Consider the following 18,974-nt stretch of genomic DNA (forward strand, 5'->3'; position numbering starts at 1 on the left):
GTGTGCTGGGGCTGCGCGGTGCAAAGCATCCGGTGGGGGTCCCGCCCCCTCGTAGGTGCCCCCCCGCCCCCGCCCGGCGGGGGGGGCCCCCCCCCCCCCCCACCCCCCCCCCCCCCACTGCGAGACAGAACCTAGTCGCGCAGGAGAAGCGCGAGGTAGAGGCGGGTGGCAACGGCGTCGAAGGGCTCGGTGCCGGGATCGGAGTAGGTGCGCGCGCCGGGGAGGTCGGCGGTGTACGCACGGGCGGCCTCGGCCAGCGCACCCATGATGCCTGCCGACCGCTGGATGGCGGACTTCTCGGCCCACGCCAGGGAGCGGGCCGATTCGGGCAGCAGCCGCTCGCAGGCGATGCGGACGCACAGCTTGTCGGCGGGGGCTCCGTCGTGCAGGCCGAACAGTGCTGGGGGCGCGAGGGTTTGGGCGAGTTCCCAGAAGCGGACGGTTTGGAAGACGTGCATGATATGGTCGGCGCGGTCGCCCAGGATGCGGGGATAGAAGTCCGGGACGAGCCGGTCGACGGTGAAGTTGTGGGCGGATTCCGTGCGGGTGATGCGGTCGAGTTCCGCGGTGGCCTCGGGTGAATCGATCGGGTGCGCAAGGGTTTTGCCGCCCGCGAAGATGGCGTCCGCGCCGCTGCCGGTCAGGATCGGGCCGGTGACGCCGAGGCGGTCCAGGACCGGCTGGATGGCGAGCATCGGGACGGCGTACGAAACCTCCCACAGCTCGGGCACTTTCAGGCGTTCCAGCGATTCCCGCGCCAATGCCGCGACGGCGGGGCCGTCCAGTTCGACGATGTCGTGCGGCAGGCCGAGAGCGGTGGCGGCGGCCGTGGCGTTGGCGCGGTCGGTGCCGTCGGCGGTCAGCACGGTGAGGGCGTGCGGGCGCCGGCCCAGGGCGACGGCGGTGGCGGCCAGGAAGATCGAGTCGACGCCGCCGGACAGCAGGATGACCGGGTCGGCGGGCATGGCCGCGAATACCGCGCGCAGCCGGTCCCGGGTCTCGGCCGCCACCAGTTCGGCGGCGTGCCCGGGATCGGTGAGACGGCGTGAATTCGGGTCGGGGGTGGCGATATCGCGCAGGTCCGCGACGAATTGCATGGGTGCGCCGCTCTGGGCGGCGGGGGCGGTGTGTGCTGCGTCCGGTCGTCCCACGCGGCTCAGCCTACTGTGGCGCGGCACCGGCTCGGATTCCCAGCTGGCACATAGGTCGGACCCATGGCCCGCCCACGTAGGGGCTTTTGGATAGGAGTCACGGCAGGCCGGTCGGCCCGCCGTCCCTCCGAGAAAGGTTCTGCGCGTTGAAATCCTCGTCTGTGCCCCCGTCCCGCCTGCGCCGCGTGACCGCCCGCATCGCCGTGGCCGGTGCGCTCGCCGCGCTGCCGGTGGCCGCGCTGGCCATCCCCGCCTCGGCCGCCACCACCGACTCCGGGATTCCGGTGGTCAGCCAGATCGCCGACCCCGATTGGAATCACGATCGCGGCGGCGACAATCAGGACCGCCACGACCGCCCCGGCGACCAGGATCGGCACGACCGGCCGGGCGACCAGGATCGCGGCCCGGATCAGCCGCAGGCCCAGCCGCAGCCGCCGACCGGCTCCTTCGGCTGACCGTCACCGCTGCGGGCTGACCGCCGCCGTGCGCTCAGCCCGCGGCGGGCAGGCGCACGGTGAATTCGGTGCGGCCGGGACGGCTTTCGACGTCGATGGCGCCGCCGTGCGCCTTCACCACCGCCGCCACGATGGACAGGCCGAGCCCGGTGCTGCCGGCGCGTCGCGAGCGCGACGAATCACCGCGCGCGAAGCGTTCGAAGACCTCCGGCTGCAATTCCGTGGGGATGCCCGGTCCATCGTCGGTGACCCGCCAGATCGCCCCGCCCCGGCCGTCCTCGGCCAGGGCGGTGGTGACCCGGGTGCCGGGTCCGGTGTGCACGCGCGCATTGGCGAGCAGGTTGGCCAGCACCTGGTGCAGGCGGGCCGTGTCGCCGGTGACCACGATCGGCTCGGGCGGTAGTTCCAGCGCCCACTGCAGATCCGGTCCGGCGATGTGGGCGTCGCTGACCGCGTCCACGGTGAGCCGGGTCAGATCCACCGGCGTGTGCTCGATCCCGCGCCCGGCGTCCAGGCGGGCCAGCAGCAGCATGTCCTCCACCAGGGTGGTCATGCGCCGGGACTCGGAGTCGACGCGGCTCATGGCGTGCGCGACCACCGGCGGCAGCGTATCCCGTTCCCGCAGCGCCAGTTCCGCGTAGCCGCGGATGGAGGACAGCGGGGTGCGCAGTTCGTGGCTGGCGTCGGCCAGGAACCGCCGGATCCGGGTCTCGCTGGCGTGCCGGGCCTCCAGCGCGCCCGCGATGTGGTCGAGCATGCGATTGATGGCCACGCCGAGCTGGCCGACCTCGGTGCGGGCGTCGGCGTCGGCGACCGGAACCCGCACGGGCAGTGTCACTTCCCCGCGATCCAGCCGCAGGTCCGCGACCCGCGCGGCGGTGGCGGCGACCCGATCCAGCGGGGTCAGGGCGCGCCGGATGAGCCAGATGCCCGCGGAGGTCGCCACCACCAGGACCACGGCGGTGGCGATCAGCAGGATCAGGAGCACCCGCATGAGGGTGGCGTCGACCGAGTCCAGCGGCAGACCGATGATCACCGTCTTGCCCGACCAGGTGGTCTCGGCGAGCACACGATAGTGGCCCTGGCCCTCGATATCCATCGAGACGGGCTTATCGGGAGTGACGGCGGCCAGCTGCTTGCGGGCCGACTCCGACAGGGCGGACTGCACGCCGTCGTTGCCGACACGGCCCGCGCTCATCGAGTGGTCGCGGTCCACGAGCGCGCCGACCGTATCCGGTTGGATGCTGCGGCGATTCAGGAATTCCGGTCCCGGACCGGACGACTCGCCTGTCGAGGGCGGCGGGCCGGGGGCATTGTGCTGGTCCGGCGGCGGGCCGAGGCTGGGACCGCCACCCACGTCGCCGAGGGCATGCTCTGTCGTCTGGGTGAGGTCGACGTCCACCTGGTGCACCAGGAACTGTTGCAGCGCAAGCTCGGTCGCGATGCCGATGCCCGCGACCACGGCCACCAGCAGCACCACCTGTCCGACCAGCAGCCGCCTTCGCAGCGACCAGCGGCGGCGGGGCCTCGGCTCGGCGGGCCGGCCAGAGGGTACGGGGAGCTCGTTCACGGGCTCATCGCGTCGATTCATGGACTCACCCCGCTCGTTGGTGGAGGGACCGAGCTCGGACTCGCCGAGCTCCTGCGTGGACTCACTGAGCCGGCTTGAGGACATAGCCCGCACCTCGCAGCGTGTGGATCATCGGCGCGCGGCCGCTGTCGATCTTCTTACGCAGATAGGAGACATACAGTTCGACGATGCTGGAGCGGCCGCCGAAGTCGTAGCTCCAGACCCGGTCCAGGATCTGCGCCTTGCTCAGTACCCGGCGGGGATTGCGCATGAACAGCCGCAGCAGCTCGAATTCCGTTGAGGTCAGCGCAATGTCGACGCCGTCGCGGGTGACCTCGTGACTGTCCTCGTCGAGCGTCAGATCGCCGACCACCAGCCGCGAGCCGCTGTCCTCGGTCGCGATGCCCGCGCGCCGCAGCAGCGCCCGCAGCCGCAGCACCACCTCGTCGATGCTGAAGGGCTTGGTGACGTAGTCGTCGCCGCCCGCGGTGAAGCCGGCGATCCGGTCCTCGACCGAATCCTTGGCGGTCAGCAGCAGGACCGGCAGATCCGGGAGCAGGTAGCGCAGCCGGTCGAGCACCTCGAGACCGGTCATATCGGGCAGCATCACATCGAGCACGACCACATCGGGTCGCAGTTCGCGCGCCCTGGCGACGGCCGCGCGCCCATCCCCCGCGGTGCCGACGGTCCAGCCCTCGTAACGCAGGGCCAGGGCGAGCAATTCGGCCAGCGCCGGTTCGTCGTCCACCACGAGCACGCTGACGGGACTGCCGTCGGCACGACGCATGGCGGAGCGCTCGATCGGGGTGTTTCCCGAGGTCAGAACTGACATTGTTACAGCGTCGGGGAGATCACTGGGCCGAAGCTGTACCGAAGCTATGGGTCAGCTGTGAGACCTGTGCGCCGGCTGTGCAAGCCGGGTCAGCGTTCGGGCAGGCCGCCGACGACCACCCGCAGCATGGCCTCGGCGATGGGGCAGTTCATGGCGCGGGTGCCGTCGGTGAAGGCGACCAGCACCGAGACGGTCTCCGATCCGCTGATCGGGTCCGGGTAGGCACGCGAGCAGGTATCGAGGGAATCGCCGGTGTCGAGATACATGCGGACGCCATCGACGACGATGGTTCGACCCGAGCCCGTGAGGTCGATGCCGGAGGCGGCCAGGCGGACGGTCAATTCGACGCCGCCATCCCACACGCAGGTGTGCGCGTCCGCGACCGAGGGCTGCGCGGGAGTCGGGCCGATCGCCTTGGTGACGACCTCGCGGGTGAGCAGTTCACAGGGGGCGAGCAGGGCCAGCGTGGTGCCCGGCCGGGACGCGATCGGCGCGTCGGTCAGGGTGCGTGCGACATTGGCGGCGACGTAGTCGATTCCGGCACAGTCCTTTACGGTCGCGGGAGGGCTGAGTTCGATGGTGATGCCCGAGGCGCTGTCGGTCCCGGCTGCGGCGATCGCGCGGGCACAACGTCCCGCGACACTGTGCCGCAGCGTGATCCCGTCGACCATGGTCTGCTCGGGGGTGAAACCGGTCAGGTACACGCCGATATCCAGCTCCAGCTGATATCCGTCGGAGGTCGCCCGGCAGCCCCAGCTCGACGTGCCGGTCAGCTTCCAGGATGCCTTCGGCAGTGCGGCCGGTGCCACCGGGACCGCGTCACCCAGCGCCGTGCCGAGCCAGGCGCAGGCGTCGATCCGGCGCAGCTGATCCAGCGAAAGTCCGGTCACCACAGATGGTTTGACAGTCGTCCGGCGCTGCTCGTCGTGCGTGGTGAGCGCAAACGCACCGACCGCCAGAACCAGCGCAGCCACCGCGATACCAGAGCCCCAGCGCAGCAGCAGGGTGCTCTGCCGCGCTCGCCGACGCACCGATTCGACGGTGCGGCTGCCGAATTGGGTGGTGCGACTCGCCGCTTCCGGCATCCGCGACTGCACCCTGCGCTCGGCCTCGGCACCCATGACCGGCGGCGCGGCCGCCACCCGATCCAGCACCTCCCGAGCCTGCGCGTCGACCGCATCGAGAATCGAGGCCGACCAGGGCGGTTCAGCGGGCATCGCGCCGAGCAGACCCAGAAGCTGCGCGGGAGTATGGCGAGCGGCCGGGTCCCCGCGAAGGCAGGCAGCAGTCAGCTCCCGCATCGAGTCCGGGACCCCGGACAGATCCGGACCATCGCATGCCGCCAACGGTTCTCGGCCATCAGGTGACCGGCGCGATTCCGGGCTGACGCTCCGATGCCCGAGCTGGACAGACCCCGAAGCCGCGCAGGCGAGAACGACGCCGACCGCGTAGATGTCCGCCGCCGGCGTGGGTTCACCACACGTGTCCCGTTCCGGCACATGACAGTCCACCCCCGGTGCGGGTCGGGCCCACGTGTCCTGTTCCGGCGCAGAGCAGTCCATCGACAGCGCGGGCGCGACACTCGCGTCCTGTTCCGTCGGCGTCGGGCAGCCCGTCGCCGAGGTTGGCTCCGCGCTCCGGCTCTGGTCCGGCGCGCGACAGCCCATCGACCATACGGGATCGGTCTCCGTGTTCTCTTCCGGCGCTGAACAGTCCGCGCTCGTTCGCTCACCGCCGGGTGGCGGGATGGTGATTTCGGCCAGACGCACCCCGTCCCGGGTGAGGGCCACGGTGTCGAGACCCACTCGGCCGTGGGCGAATCCGGCGGCGTGGACGGCGCGGAGGGCGGTGGCGAGGCCGGCCGCCAGGGCCCGGAGAGCGGGCTCGGGCAGTGGGCCGTGGTCGGCGATCACTCGGTCCAGCGGTACCGAGGGTACGAACAGGGCGGCGCGCCACGGGTCTTCGTCATCTGCGCCGACGTCCACGACGATGGTGTTTCCCGAGCCCGTGATACGCATGGCCGCTACTGCGCTGTGCCGCAATCGGGCTCGGAACTCTGGTTCCGTCACCAGGGGTGGGGCGAACTGGCGGACTACGTAGGCCCGCCGGTCCAGGTCGATGCCGAGGAAGGATCGTGTTCCCGGCTCGTCCGCGAGGACGCCGAGCAGCCGGTATCGCCCGATGCGCTCCGGATCGTCCGCCGCCAGTGGCCCGATGGTCATAGGCGTGGCAGCTTCTTCAGGATCGGCACCGCGAGCGCGTCGGCGTATTCGCACGCGTCCCTATCGGTGGCGTGCCGCGACACGTAGCTGATGGACACGATTTCGGCGTTCTTGCCGCTGGACGGCTGCACCATCACCACGTAGGAGCAGCGGCGGGGACCGTGTTCGAGGGTCCAGGCCTTGCGGCTGTCGACGGTGCGGAAGCCGTGCAGGCGGGCGCCCGACCAGGCCGGGCGCAGGCGGTCGTCGAAGACCACGTCGAAATCGCCGTCGCGGCCGGAGACTTCGCAGCCGTGCGGGCCGGAGACCATCGGGGCCCCGGGATCGCCGACGCCCGGCGCGGACGCATCGCCCTCGTACAGGGCGCAGGGGTCCAGGCTCAGCAGCGAGGCGTCGGGCTGTGATCGGAGCGGCGGATTCAAGGTCAGCCGGCGCACCATCGCCCGCAGGGCCTGGCCGGCCGGGGCGCAGGCGTCGCCGTCGGACACCCTGGCGCGCAGGCCGATTGCGAGGGGCAGGCCGCTCTGGGTGAGCACGTAGCGGTCGCACGACGTGGCAGGGGCGGGCGGGCCGAGCACCGGCATCCAGGCGATGGTGTCGCCGGTGGGCGCGTCGTCGGCCCGGATCGTGGCGGCGGGGGTCGCCAGGCCCAGGGTGTATTCGACGCGGCGGCCGGTGTTGTCGGCCAGGGCGGTCGTGCAGTTCATCGCGCCATCAGGGGTCAACTCGTCGAGGTAGACACCGAATTGCCGCATGACCGAGGGACCCAGCAGAGCGCACACGTCCAGGCTGCGGGTCTCGCGGTCCGTCAGCGCCAACGGCGGGTCGTCCGGTGCCACCGGATGGCCGGGCACCCCGGCGTCGAACAGCGCGCCTACCGAAACCGCCACCGCCGCAGCGGCCGCGGCGCACAGCGCAGCGTTGCGGGCTGTGCCGAACCGGGATCGGGGACTGTCGGGTTCCGTCTGGCCGTCCGCCCAGCGGACCGACTCGGCCCGGTATTCCTCGATCCGGCGACGCACCGGGCCCGGCCAGACCGGGTCACCCGGAATTCGTTCGGCCGCATCCAGAATTTCCTCGGGTGCGGGCCGCCGGGCGGGCTCGGTCGCCAGGCAGGCGGCGACCAGGCCGCGCACGGCCGCGGGCACGGCCGTCAGATCCGCCCAGCCGTGCAGCGGTCCCGCCGCGCCGAACGGGATGGCGCCGGTCGCGGCGGTGGCGAGCACCGAGCCCAGGGAGAACACATCCGAGGCGGGGGTGAGTGTGTCCCCCGCGGCCTGCTCCGGGGACATGTACGCGGGTGAGCCGATCCGCACCCCGGCCAGGGTGAGCACTGCGTCCGACCCGAGCGCCAGCGCGATCCCGAAGTCGATGACGCGCGGACCCTCCACGGTGAGCAGGACATTGCCGGGTTTGAGGTCCCGGTGCACCAGGCCGGCGCGATGGATCTCGATGAGGGCCGAGGCCAGGCCGACGGCGAGCAGTTTGAGGCCGGCGACCGGCAGCCCACCGCAGTGGTCGAGAATGTCCTGCAGAGTCGGTCCCGGAATGAATTCGGTGGCCAGCCAGGGTCTTTCGCCGTCGATGTCGTATCCGGCGACGCCCGCGGTGTAGGCCCCGGTGACCCGCTGGGAGGCCTCGATCTCGCGCAGGAACCGGGCGTGGAAGGTGGCGTCGCCGGCCAGTTCGCGATGAATCAGCTTGAGCGCCACCAGCCGTCCGTCCGGTCCGCACCCGAGCAGCACCTCCCCCATCGCGCCCAGGCCGATGACCGCCAGCATCTGATAGCGGCCCAGCCGTTTCGGAACATGCCGACCGCGAGGTTTCATCGTCCCCACCTCCCGATCTCATCCGTCCTGCGCCAGCAGGGACGCCTGCGCGGCGGCCAGGCGGCGGACATCGGTGTCCTGATTGCTGTCGACGCGGGCCACGAACGCGCCGTGTCGGTCGGTGCGGGCCAGCAGGTCGGCGAGCTGATCGGCCGAGGCGTCGTCGAACCTGGCGTACGTCACGATGATCAGGGACTTCGAGGCGAGCCAGCTGGCGGCGGTGGCTATTCCGGTCTGCCGATACGCCTGCGCCGCAGGCACTCCCGGCACGGTGAGCGGCACGCTCGCGGTGTGGGCGGCGCGGTCGGCGGCCGCCATGGCCGCGGCTGCGGAGGCGGCGAGCTGCTCGCTGGGCAGGGCCAGCACGGTGATCGTGAGCGATTTGCTGTCCTGCGCCGCGGATCGGGTGGAGTTCCCGGCGCCCGCGCTGAAACCGCCCAGCACGTCGAACGGCTGCAGTGCCGAGCGCGCGGCGGGCGAGAGCGGCCCCGCGGTTCCGGTGTGGTCCACGAACACCCCGCCGCCACGGCCGTAGGACAGATCCGATTCGATCTGCTGGGCGTAGACCAGCCGCTCCCCGATCCGCAAGGACTCCACCAGGATTCCGCGCGCAACACTGGCCCGGTCGTCGTAGCCGGCGAGCGCACGGGTGGTCGGATACGCCCCGTGATCCGGGGCCGACACGGCGTGCGCACAGGCGGTCACTCCGAGCACGCCGGCCGACAGCACCGCCAGCAGGCGGGATCGAGCGCCCACGTCCCCCGCACCTCCTCCCGAAACGCGCGGACCCCACACCATGGTGGGCGTCCGCTACCGCTTGGGCAAGCGGGTAATCGCGGTGCTGAGCAGCGAGATCGCGGCCCGACACTGGGAACCGTCCTGTCGGTCCGAAATCACCAGGGCGGTCACCGTTTCCACATAGGTTTCGTTGATCGGACGGAAGCGGTACAGGCGCACGCAGTGCATGGCGGAGTCGAAGTTACTGGGCTGTTCGAGGACCACGCCATTGCCGAGATCGATGGCAGCGCGGGTCACCACATCGGCCCGACGGGGCAGCTCCAGCTGCAGGGTGACGCTGGTCGTGCCACGCCATTCGCAGGAGTGGGCCAGCGGCACCGCGGGTCCGGCCGAGCCGATCGCGGCGACCTCCGAATCCGTCAGCAGGGCACAGGGATCCACACCCGACAGCGAACGGGCCGCGTCCGGGTCGCGGGGGCGGTGGCCGATGGTGGCGGTGAGGCGGTCGACGGCGAGCTCGGCCAGCGGGCATGCGCCACTACCCGGGGTGACCACCGTAATGCCCCACGGCTGGGCCGCATCGCCATTGCTCACCGCGAAATCGCACTCGGCGCCGCGGCGAATCAGCGTGAATCCGTGCGGGTTCCGGCCGCTGGCCACGTATCTGTCGACGCTCGCGCCGATCTCGACGGTGATCTCGTCGGCGGCGAACGTGCCGGTGCAGCCCCAGGACTCGGTCGGGGACCAGTGCCAGGCGGCGAGGTCGCGGGTGCCGCGGGTGGCAACGGCATTCGCGGGCAGGGTCGGACCCAGCGCCTGCTTCAGCCAGCCGCAGGTGTCGGTGGCACGGAGGTCGGCGAGGGACGGCATGACGGCCGGCGGGGCGGGGCCGCCACGGTGGGCCAGAACGACCGCGAGAACGGCGATTGCGGCAATGACGAGCACCGATGCGGCCACGGCGATCGGCCATCGCGGCCGCGTGCGAGCGGCGGGACTCGCGGCCGGCTCGCCGGGCAGGATCACCTGGGTGGCGTCGGGGTCGGCGCGGTAGACGGCCAGGCGCTGGTTCTGCTCCTCGATCGCCCGGTGGATCAGCGGCGGCCAGGGCTGCGAGCGCACCGATTGCGCGCCCAGGTGATCCAGGATCTGGGCCGGCGTGGGCCGGGCCGCCGGGGCTTTGCGCAGGCAGCCGCCGACCAGGGTCCGCAGTTCCGCCGGCACCCGGCCCAGCTTCGGTTCGCCGTGCACGACATTGAGCAGGATCTGCGCGGGCAGTTCGGCGGTGAACGGATTCGCCCCGGTGGCAGCGAAATACAGCAGCGTGCCGAGCGAGAAGACATCGCTGGCCGGGGTCACCTGCTGTTCGCGCGCCTGCTCCGGGGACATGTAGGAGAAGCTGCCGACCACTCCCGCCTGGGTGAGCTGACCGGCCGCGCCGACGATCTGCGCGATCCCGAAGTCGATGACGCGCGGACCGTCCGCGGCCAGAATCACATTGGCGGGCTTCAGATCCCGATGCACCAGTCCCGCGCCGTGAATCGAGTACAGGGCCGAGGCGAGGCCCGAGGCCAGCACCCGCAATGCGGACACCGGCAGCGGGCCGAACTCGGCGACCGCCCGGTCCAGCCCGATTCCCGGAATGAACACCGAGGCCAGCCAGGGTGACTCCCCCGCCGTCGAGAAGTCGATCACCGCGGCCGCGAACGCCCCCGACACGCGGGCGGAGATCCGCACCTCGTTCGCGAATCTCTCCCGATACTCCGGATTCTCGAGCAGATCCGGATGAATCTGCTTGATGGCCACGAACCGTCCGTCCGGCCCGATTCCCAGCAGCACCCGGCCCATGCCGCCCTTGCCGAGTACCCCGAGCAGCCGATACCGCCCGATCACCCCCGGCTCGCCCGCCCCCAGCGGCTCGATCACTGGCATCTCCCCGGCTCCACCCCCGTCGCCCGCCGAAAACGCCACGTCGCCAGCACTTTCGAACGCCACCCGGAGTCCGATCGAAATCTAACACCAACCCGAAAACGCCACGCCAGGATTGCCAGCAGACCTGCGGTGTCGCCGCAATCTGCGTGCGGACCGCAGGAAATCAAGCCGAGGTCGGTACGGCGCGTCCGTAGGCGAGGTCAAATCGCTTGCCCCACATCGGTGGCCACCAAGTTGTCCAGGGCGCGTTCGGCCAGGGCCGCGATGGTCATCGACGGGTTGCAGGCGGCGGTGTTGCCGGGCATGAGCGCGCCGTCGAGGACGTACAGGCCGGGTTGGCCGTGGACGCGGCCGTCCAGGTCGCACACCGGGCCCATGCTCGCGCCACCCAGCGGATGCCAGGTGGAGGGGAATGCGAGATTGGTGTCGAGCAGCACGCTCGACGGTCCGGCGATGCGTTGCACCGCGGGGCCGATGTGGTTGTCCTGGATGGCGGCATCGCCGTCGGCGGGCCAGTACAGGGTCGCGGCATCGGTCGCCGAGTCGTAGCGGAACTCGCCACGGCCGGTGCTGAGCCCATAGCCGACCATCATGGTGCTGTGCGCGTCCATCGACAGCGGCGGAATGGACGCCTGGATGACGGTGTGCGCGGTGTCCGGGTCGTCCCAGTTCAGGCTGCCGTAGACGACCGGACCGCCCTGGGCGGGGCCGAATTCCTCGGTGGGAGCGGACCAGACGTAGATGCGGTCGGCATTGGTGCCCCACCCGCGGCCGAGATCGTCAGGGAGATCGGGGATCTGGCCCTTCGCCCCCGCGCGCACCAGCAGACGGGTGGTATTGAGGCTGCCCGCGGCCATGACCAGGGCATTGGTCGTGAGGATCTTGTTCTCGAGCACCGTGCCCGCGGTATCGGTGCGGTTCACGTGCACGACCCAGCGGCCATCCGGCGCGCGCTCGATGTCGGTGACCTCGTGCAGGGTCTCGACGGTGACGCGGCCGGTGGCCTCGGCGGCGGCGATATAGGTGACGTCGACCGAGTGCTTGCCGCCATTGTTGACGCCCATGGCCCCGTCACCGTTGGTGTAGGAGGGGGCCATCTCGCCGCGGAGTTCGGCGAGTGCGAAGTTCCAGTCGATGGGCATGGGAATCTTCGACAGTGGCAGACCGGCGCGGCGGACGTGATCGGCGAAAACCCTTGCGGCGGTGTAGTTCGGCGTGTTGATCAGTTCGTCGGGGGCCACGGCCAGACCGAGCATGCGGGCGACTCGGGGGTAGTAGACGGAATTCAGGGATGCCCAGTCGAGCCCATCCGGGAAATGAGCGCTGAAGACCGCCTCCGTGGGCTGGAGCGACATGCCCTGGTAGACAAGCGATCCACCGCCCAGACCCGCCGCGCACAGGGCGGTCATGTTCTGCCCCGGCACCGCCTCGACGAGTCCGGTGTACTTGTCGAAAGCCACCGGCTTGCCGAATAATTCGGGACTCGAGCGATGCCACAGCATGCGCTTGTCCGGTGCGGTGGCATGCGGGAAGGTCTGCGCGTTCGGCCCGGTGGGCCAGCGCAGTCCGCGCTCGAGCAGCAGCACCTGGACGCCGGCTTGGGCCAGGCGCAGGGCGGTGATGCAGCCACCGAAACCCGAGCCGATGACGATGACGCGATGGTCTTCACGGGTGAGCTGCACCCGCTCGACCCGGGCGGCGATTCCTGCGCGGGCGACCGGCGCGGTCGCGAGCAGAGCAGCGGTGGCGGCTGCTCCGGACAGCAGGGAGCGACGCGAGATATCTGGCATTGGACACCTTGGAAGGTTCGTGCGGACTCGGCGAGTAACCCGGTTACTCAAGTAACGGCGTTACTGTAACTGCATGGCCAAGGAGACGGAAGAGGCATTACGGGCACGGATCCTGCTCGAGGTCCGCACCCTGCTCGAATCCGACGGCTACGACGCCGTCCAGCTGCGCGAAGTCGCGCGCCGCGCCCGCGTCTCGCTCACCACCATCTACAAGCTCTTCCCCACGCGCGACGAATTGCTCGTCTCCGCCATCGAAGCCTGGATGGAGGACAACACCTACATCCCGATGGAATCCCCGCCCCCCGGCGAATCCATCCGCGACGGCCTGCTCCGCGTCATCCGCCACGTCTTCGACCCCTGGGAACGCCACCCGATCATGCTCGAGGCCTACCATCGGGCCCGCATCGGTCCGGCCAACCAACGCCTCGACAATCACGGCCTGGACGCCGTCCTCCCCATCGCCGCCGCCGTGCTCGCCGGCGCCGAGCCCCGCTACCTCGAGGACATCGCCGTCGTCCTCTCCAACATGACCTTCTCCCTGCTCGGCCAATGCGCCGACGGCACCCTCCGGGTCTCCGAAGTCCTTCCGATCCTCGAACGCGCCGTCTACCGCCTGACGGCCAACAACGAGCCCGAGGCCACCGAGGCCCTCCGTCGCCGCGAATCGGCCACCGCGCTCCCCCTGCGCCCCGACGTGGCCGCCCCGTTCCGCCGCGCCCCTACGGATTCCCCTGCGCCACAACAGCCCTGACGCTCCCCCGCACCCGGCTCGAGCCCTTTGCACGGTACCGTTCGGATGTTGAATCCGAGGAAAGGCTCTCCACCCTATGGGCAATAGCTGGCTGCGTCACCTGACCCCTGCACCGAGGAATGGCTCCCACAAGTTGGTCTGCTTTCCCCACGCCGGCGGATCCGCCCTCTCTTTCGGACCATTGGCCGAGTCCGTCGGTTCGGAGTTCGACGTTCTCGCCGTTCAATATCCGGGGCGGCAGGACAGAAGGCACGAACGGCTCGTGGGCGATATTTCAGGGTTGGTCGACGGCTTGCTTCCCGAGGTCATCGAGGCCGTCGGGGATGCCGAGAATTTTTCCGTGTTCGGCCACAGCATGGGATCCGTCGTGGCTTTCGAGGCGTGCAGGCGGCTCGAGGACGAGGTAGGGGCAACGGCGACAGTGCTGTTCGCTTCCGGCCGCTGCGCTCCGTCGGCGACACAAACCGGGCGCGTGCATCTGCTCGGCGATCGAGAACTGTGCGAACAATTGCTCCGGATCGGCGGCACGCCCGCGGTATTGCTCGAGGATCCCGACTTTCGGGAATTGATCCTGTCGATCGTCAGGAACGACTACCGAGCCATCGAGACCTACGCGTGCACGACGGACGCGATGGTCAAGTCCCCCATCGTCGCACTGGTCGGCGACCGCGACCCCGATGCGGGTTTCGCGGACATCCAGGCGTGGAGCGCACACACCTCCGGAAGCTTTGCCGCGCAATCGTTTCCGGGCGGTCACTTCTTCATCGATGCGAATTGCCGAGCGGTGGCCGAGTTGATCCGCCGGCACAGCTCGGCGGCGCTGCGGAGCTAGGCGGTGCCGTCGGTTGCCCGCTCGGGGATCCAGCCTGCCGGGTCGTGGATCAGTTCCTCCAAGGCCAGATAGGCGGCACCGGTTGCGCCGGGCGCCGTATCCGGTCGGGCAACCTCGACTCGCGGGGCAATCCACCGTGCCGCCACCACGCGGCTGTGGAGGTGTGAGATGAGCGGGGGCAGTAGGAAATCGGCCAGCGCTGCCAAATGCCCGCCGAGCACGATGACCGGTATGCCGAGAATATTGATCGCCGCCGCCAGCGCGATACCGAGGGCCCACGCGGCACGCTCGAGGGAGTGCAGAACTGCGGCGTTCCCCGCGACCGCGTGAGCGGCGAGCTCGGCTATGCCGGTGCCGGTGGGCAATCCGGCGGCGGCAACCAGGGCCTGCCTGCCGGCGTACAACTCGAGACAGCCCGTGGAACCACACGCGCAGGCACCCCCGCCGGGATCGACGGTGACATGCCCGATTTCGCCGCTGCCCCCGTATGGTCCGGCCATCACCTTGCCGCCGATCACCGCCGCCCCGCCGATACCGGTATCGCCGGACACGTAGAAGAAGTCTCGGACCGCTCCTGGGCGGCCGGGAGCGTATTCGGCCGTTGCCCGGGCGGCCAGATCCGCCTCGTTGCCGACTCGCACCGACAACCCGGCGCGTGCCCCGGCAGCGATGAACTCCTCGGGACGCACTTCGGGCCACCCCAGATTCGGTGCGGTCATGAGTGTGGCGGTGTCGGCGCGCACAACCCCGGGCAGCGCCAAGCCGACCCCGACGATCCGCACGTCGTCGGTCAGCGCTGTAATCAGTTCTGTGCTGAGCTCGCCGAGTCGGGCCAAGCAGGCGGCGGGTCGGCTGTTTCGCCAGTCGCCGATCTCGCTGCGTTCGCCGGCGATCTCTCCGGACAACGTGATTGCTCGAGCGGTCAAACGATTCGTATCCACCTGCAGCCCTAGGGCAATGAGGCGACTTGCGGCGATGATCGGCGTCGCCGGCCGCCCGCGGCTCGGTGCGGCCGCGCGCGGCAGCTCGGCGAGGATGCCACCGGCGACCAGCTCGTCGACCAGGCGAGACGCGGTGGCTCGGGTCATGCCGGTTGCTGAGGCGATACTCGCGCGCGACACACCCGCAGGGTTCCGCAGCACCGTGGTCAGCACCAACGCCAAGTTCGCCGCCCGGAGCGATGTCTGGCGGGCACTTGTCGGCGCCGTGCGTCCGGCCAGCGAAGAACCTCGATTCACGGATTGACCGTAACCCACCCGACAATTAAGTTCATCGGATAAACAAATGAGAGGATCGTGCGATGTCCCGCCAACCCACCCCGCAGGACAGGTTCTCGTTCGGACTGTGGACAGTCGGCTGGAGCGGCATCGATCCGTTCGGTACTGCGACCCGTCCGACACTGGCTCCGTGGGACTACATCGACGGGCTGGCCCAGCTCGGGGCGTGGGCAATCAGCTTCCACGACAACGACATCTACCCATTCGACGCCGACGAGGCCACTCAGCGGCAGCGAGTCGCCCGGGTGAAGGACGCGGCCGATCGCGCTGGTCTGGCAATCGAGATGGTCACCACCAACACCTTCACCCATCCGGTGTTCAAGGACGGCGGACTGTGCGCCAACGACCGGGCGGTCCGCCGCTTCGCGTTGCGGAAGATCCTGCACGCGGTCGATCTGGCCGGACAGGTCGACGCCACCACCTTCGTCATGTGGGGCGGCCGTGAGGGCAGTGAATACGACGGATCCAAGGACCTCTACGCCGCGCTCGAACGGTACAAGGAGGGCATCGACACCGTCGCGGCCTACATCAAGGCGCAGGGATACGACCTGCGCATCGCGTTGGAGCCCAAACCAAACGAACCGCGCGGCGACATCCTGCTGCCGACCGTGGGACACGCCCTCGCGCTGATCGCGGAGCTCGACCATGCCGATCTCGTCGGGGTCAATCCCGAGACCGGCCACGAGCAGATGGCGGGACTCAACTACACCCACGCGATCGGGCAGGCGTTGTGGAGCGGCAAGCTGTTCCACATCGACCTCAACGGGCAGCGCGGCGCGAAATACGACCAGGACCTGGTCTTCGGCCACGGCGATTTGATGTCGGCGTTCTTCACCGTGGACCTGCTCGAGAACGGGTTCCCCGGCTACCCCGACGGCCCGCGCTACACCGGGGCCCGGCACTTCGACTACAAACCCTCACGCACCGAACACATGCCGGGGGTGTGGGAATCGGCACGAGCGAACATGTCGACGTACCTGATGCTGGCCGACAAGGCCCGCGCGTTCCGGGCCGACCCTCGCGTGCAGGAGGCGATGACACACGCCGGAGTGTTCGACCTCGCCCAGCCGACGCTGGGCGCGGGGGAATCGGTACAGGCGTTCGCGGCGGCGCGAGACCAACTGTTCGACCCCGACACCGCCGCGACGCGCGACTACGGTTTCGTGCGCTTGCACCAGCTCGCCGTCGAGCATGTGATCGGATGAGGCCATGACACTGGTGGCTGGGGTCGATTCCTCGACCCAATCGTGCAAGGTTGTCATCCGCGACGCCGACAGCGGCCGCCCGGTGCGCTCGGGTGCCGCCCCGCACCCGCCCGGCACCGAGGTCGATCCCGAATATTGGTGGCAGGCACTGCAATCGGCGATACAGCAGGCCGGCGGCCTCGACGACGTGGCCGCGGTCTCGGTCGGCGGGCAGCAGCACGGACTCGTCTGCCTGGACGCCCGCGGCGCGGTGATCCGCCCGGCGCTGCTGTGGAACGACACCCGATCCGCTGCTGCCGCACGCGACCTGGTTCACGAAATGGGCGACGGCGATCACGACGCAGGTGTGCGGCGCTGGGTCGACGCGGTCGGCACCGCACCGGTCGCGTCGCTGACCATCACGAAACTGCGCTGGCTCGCCGACCACGAGCCCGCCAACGCCGCCCGGATCGCGGCGATCGCGTTGCCCCATGATTGGCTCACCTGGCGGTTGTGCGGTGCGAGGTCGCTCGACGACCTGGTCACCGACCGCAGCGAAGCATCGGGCACCGGCTATTTCGATCCGGTGTCCGGTGTCTACCGGCGTGAGCTGCTGGCAATGGCCTTGCGGTACAGCCAGACCCACGCGCAGGGCATCGTGTTGCCGGCGGTCTCGGCGCCGACAGCGCCCGCGGGCACCTCCGACCCTGCGCTGGGCCGTTCGGAGATGATCGTCGGGCCCGGGTGCGGCGACAATGCCGGCGCAGCACTGGGTTTGGGACTGCACGCCGGTGAGGTGATGCTCTCGCTGGGTACCTCGGGCGTGATCGCCGCCGTCACGACCACGCCGGTCCGGGACCCGTCCGGCACGGTGGCGGGCTTCGCCGACGCTACCGGTCGTTTCCTTCCACTGGTGTGCACGCTCAACGCCGCCAGGATCCTCGAGGCGACTGCCACCGTCCTCGGCGTGGATCTCGACGAGCTGTCGGCGTTGGCGCTGGCGGCGGCACCCGGCGCGGGCGGGCTGGTGCAGGTGCCCTACCTGGAAGGCGAACGGACGCCGAATCTTCCCCACGCCACCGGCTCCTTGTACGGCATGACGATGGAGTCGATGACCCGGGGGAATATCGCCCGGGCGGCGGTGGAGTCGCTGCTGTGCCTGACCGCCGCTGCTGCCGACGTGTTCCGTCGTGGTTCGGTGCCCGTCGACCGGGTCACGCTGACCGGTGGCGGTGCACGCTCGGCAGCCGTGTGCGCCATCGCGCCGGCGGTGTTCGGGGTGCCCGTCGATGTTCCCGTTCCAGGTGAATACGTCGCCGCAGGAGCCGCTCGCCAGGCCGCGTGGGTGATGTCGTCGGCCCCGCAGCCCCCTGCCTGGCCATTGGCCACAACCCGCACCTTTACCGCAGACGCGTCGCCGGACTTGCTGGCCCGATACCGGGAAGCAGCGGCACGCTCACACCAGTGATCCGCTGGTTCGGCACCGTTTGTCAGATCACTTGGCGCACATAGCTTTCCGGGACCCGCAGCAATCGCCGCCCCGAATACCGCATCGACCTTCTCGGACAAGGCGCCGACAAACTCGCCATCCGTTACCTGACCACCATCCACATCGCTGCGATCAACCAATGGCTCCGACAGCAGTGAGGGCGGGCCGCCGGTTGAACGTTTAGTCGAAACGGCAGCAACATTTTAGCTAACAACTGTATGGTCATGTACGACACCGAGATCGAACCAGGCACGCAAGGCACCCACCAGCGTCGCAACCGCACAGCCACCCAGCACAGGTGTCGCTGGGAGACGTTGTTGTGAACACCCTCGGATGATCATCCACTAGTTGGGAGATTTGCTATGCCTCCATCATCTGGCAAGGTTCAGCTGTTCGCCGACCGCGACTATGGCGGCGCAAGCGTGATTCTCGAGGAGGGCACCTACAACCTCGGCGACGGCACAGGGCACGTCGGCAACGACGTTGTGTCCTCGCTGAAAGTGGCTCCAGGCATCTCGGTTGTTGCCTATAAGGACGGCGACTGCAAGGGCGCAGAGATGATCTACACCGGCGACATCGCCTACGTCGGCGATTCGATGAACGACACCATCTCCTCGGTGAGAGTCATCAAAACCGACACGGTGAAGCGGGCCATTCTCAGGAACTCCAATGTCACCAACTTTCCCCCACAGAACGATGTCTACGCGCTCGTGGAGCCGATGGAGCTCGAGGACATAAACAACCCGGGACCTGTCCTTGCGACTATCAAGTCATTCCCCGTGACGGTCAATCCACCAAGTTAGTTCCTCGACCGTCGGGTACCCGGCGGCCAGGACCCCGGAGACGAGCCCCGAGTACAGACTTTTCGGGCTCACACTCGCCGACTTCGACACCGGACCCAGGCGAGAACGACCGGGTGAGCCTG

At 69.5% G+C, this 18,974-nt stretch carries 15 protein-coding genes; 6 read left to right on the forward strand and 9 right to left on the reverse strand.

All coding sequences use genetic code 11. The annotated features are described in order from the left end of the window. Positions 1–131: 131 nt before the first annotated feature. Positions 132–1,151: an asparagine synthase-related protein gene (locus ACFXN1_RS31205; protein WP_379445383.1), complete on the reverse strand. Its 1,020-nt coding sequence runs from the start codon at positions 1,149–1,151 to the stop codon at positions 132–134. A 146-nt stretch (positions 1,152–1,297) separates the two neighbouring features. Here ACFXN1_RS31205 and ACFXN1_RS31210 point away from each other — a divergent pair, with 146 nt between their 5' ends. Further along, positions 1,298–1,606, forward strand: a complete 309-nt coding sequence (locus ACFXN1_RS31210; RefSeq protein WP_379445382.1) for a hypothetical protein — start codon at positions 1,298–1,300, stop codon at positions 1,604–1,606. Between the two features lie 34 nt (positions 1,607–1,640). On the opposite strand, the gene ACFXN1_RS31215 is transcribed toward ACFXN1_RS31210, so the two are convergent. The 7 genes from ACFXN1_RS31215 to ACFXN1_RS31245 form a co-directional block, all read right to left on the reverse strand. After that, complete coding sequence (locus tag ACFXN1_RS31215; RefSeq protein ID WP_379445386.1) at positions 1,641–3,197, reverse strand: sensor histidine kinase; 1,557 nt, start codon at positions 3,195–3,197, stop codon at positions 1,641–1,643. A 61-nt stretch (positions 3,198–3,258) separates the two neighbouring features. After that, complete coding sequence (locus tag ACFXN1_RS31220; protein ID WP_379445385.1) at positions 3,259–3,963, reverse strand: response regulator transcription factor; 705 nt, start codon at positions 3,961–3,963, stop codon at positions 3,259–3,261. Between the two features lie 134 nt (positions 3,964–4,097). Then, the gene (locus tag ACFXN1_RS31225) at positions 4,098–6,230 is read right to left on the reverse strand and encodes a hypothetical protein (RefSeq protein WP_379445381.1); all 2,133 of its coding nucleotides are present in this window, start codon (positions 6,228–6,230) and stop codon (positions 4,098–4,100) included. Further along, positions 6,227–8,059, reverse strand: coding sequence for a serine/threonine-protein kinase (locus ACFXN1_RS31230; RefSeq protein ID WP_379445380.1), 1,833 nt, complete (start codon positions 8,057–8,059; stop codon positions 6,227–6,229). The genes ACFXN1_RS31225 and ACFXN1_RS31230 overlap by 4 nt, the downstream gene beginning before the upstream one ends. 18 nt (positions 8,060–8,077) lie before the next feature. Then, entirely contained in the window at positions 8,078–8,815 is a 738-nt protein-coding gene (locus ACFXN1_RS31235) for a hypothetical protein (protein ID WP_379445379.1), read from the reverse strand. Positions 8,816–8,869: 54 nt separating this feature from the next. Next, positions 8,870–10,726, reverse strand: coding sequence for a serine/threonine-protein kinase (locus tag ACFXN1_RS31240; protein ID WP_379445378.1), 1,857 nt, complete (start codon positions 10,724–10,726; stop codon positions 8,870–8,872). Between the two features lie 200 nt (positions 10,727–10,926). Beyond that, positions 10,927–12,516, reverse strand: coding sequence for a GMC oxidoreductase (locus ACFXN1_RS31245; RefSeq protein WP_379445377.1), 1,590 nt, complete (start codon positions 12,514–12,516; stop codon positions 10,927–10,929). 73 nt (positions 12,517–12,589) lie between these two features. On the opposite strand from ACFXN1_RS31245, the gene ACFXN1_RS31250 reads away from it, so the two are divergent. Together ACFXN1_RS31250 and ACFXN1_RS31255 are read left to right on the forward strand one after the other, a co-directional pair. Beyond that, on the forward strand, positions 12,590–13,267 hold the full coding sequence (locus ACFXN1_RS31250) for a TetR family transcriptional regulator (RefSeq protein ID WP_379401005.1): 678 nt from the start codon (positions 12,590–12,592) through the stop codon (positions 13,265–13,267). A gap of 76 nt (positions 13,268–13,343) precedes the next feature. After that, a complete protein-coding gene (locus tag ACFXN1_RS31255; protein ID WP_379445376.1) occupies positions 13,344–14,099 on the forward strand; it encodes a thioesterase II family protein in 756 nt (251 codons plus the stop codon). On the opposite strand, the gene ACFXN1_RS31260 is transcribed toward ACFXN1_RS31255, so the two are convergent. Beyond that, entirely contained in the window at positions 14,096–15,337 is a 1,242-nt protein-coding gene (locus ACFXN1_RS31260) for an ROK family protein (protein ID WP_379445375.1), read from the reverse strand. The two genes, ACFXN1_RS31255 and ACFXN1_RS31260, sit on opposite strands and share 4 nt — an antisense overlap. A gap of 62 nt (positions 15,338–15,399) precedes the next feature. On the opposite strand from ACFXN1_RS31260, the gene xylA reads away from it, so the two are divergent. The 3 genes from xylA to ACFXN1_RS31275 all read left to right on the forward strand — a co-directional run bounded on the left by xylA (position 15,400) and on the right by ACFXN1_RS31275 (position 18,852). Further along, positions 15,400–16,581 (forward strand): xylose isomerase, encoded by a 1,182-nt coding sequence (gene xylA, locus ACFXN1_RS31265; RefSeq protein ID WP_379445373.1) that lies wholly within the window; start codon positions 15,400–15,402, stop codon positions 16,579–16,581. 4 nt (positions 16,582–16,585) lie between these two features. Then, on the forward strand, positions 16,586–18,028 hold the full coding sequence (locus ACFXN1_RS31270) for an FGGY family carbohydrate kinase (protein WP_379445372.1): 1,443 nt from the start codon (positions 16,586–16,588) through the stop codon (positions 18,026–18,028). 383 nt (positions 18,029–18,411) lie between these two features. Beyond that, entirely contained in the window at positions 18,412–18,852 is a 441-nt protein-coding gene (locus tag ACFXN1_RS31275; RefSeq protein ID WP_379445371.1) for a hypothetical protein, read from the forward strand. Positions 18,853–18,974 lie beyond the last annotated feature (122 nt).

It is taken from the genome of Nocardia sp. NPDC059154, from assembly GCF_042755705.1.
GTDB lineage: Bacteria > Actinomycetota > Actinomycetes > Mycobacteriales > Mycobacteriaceae > Nocardia.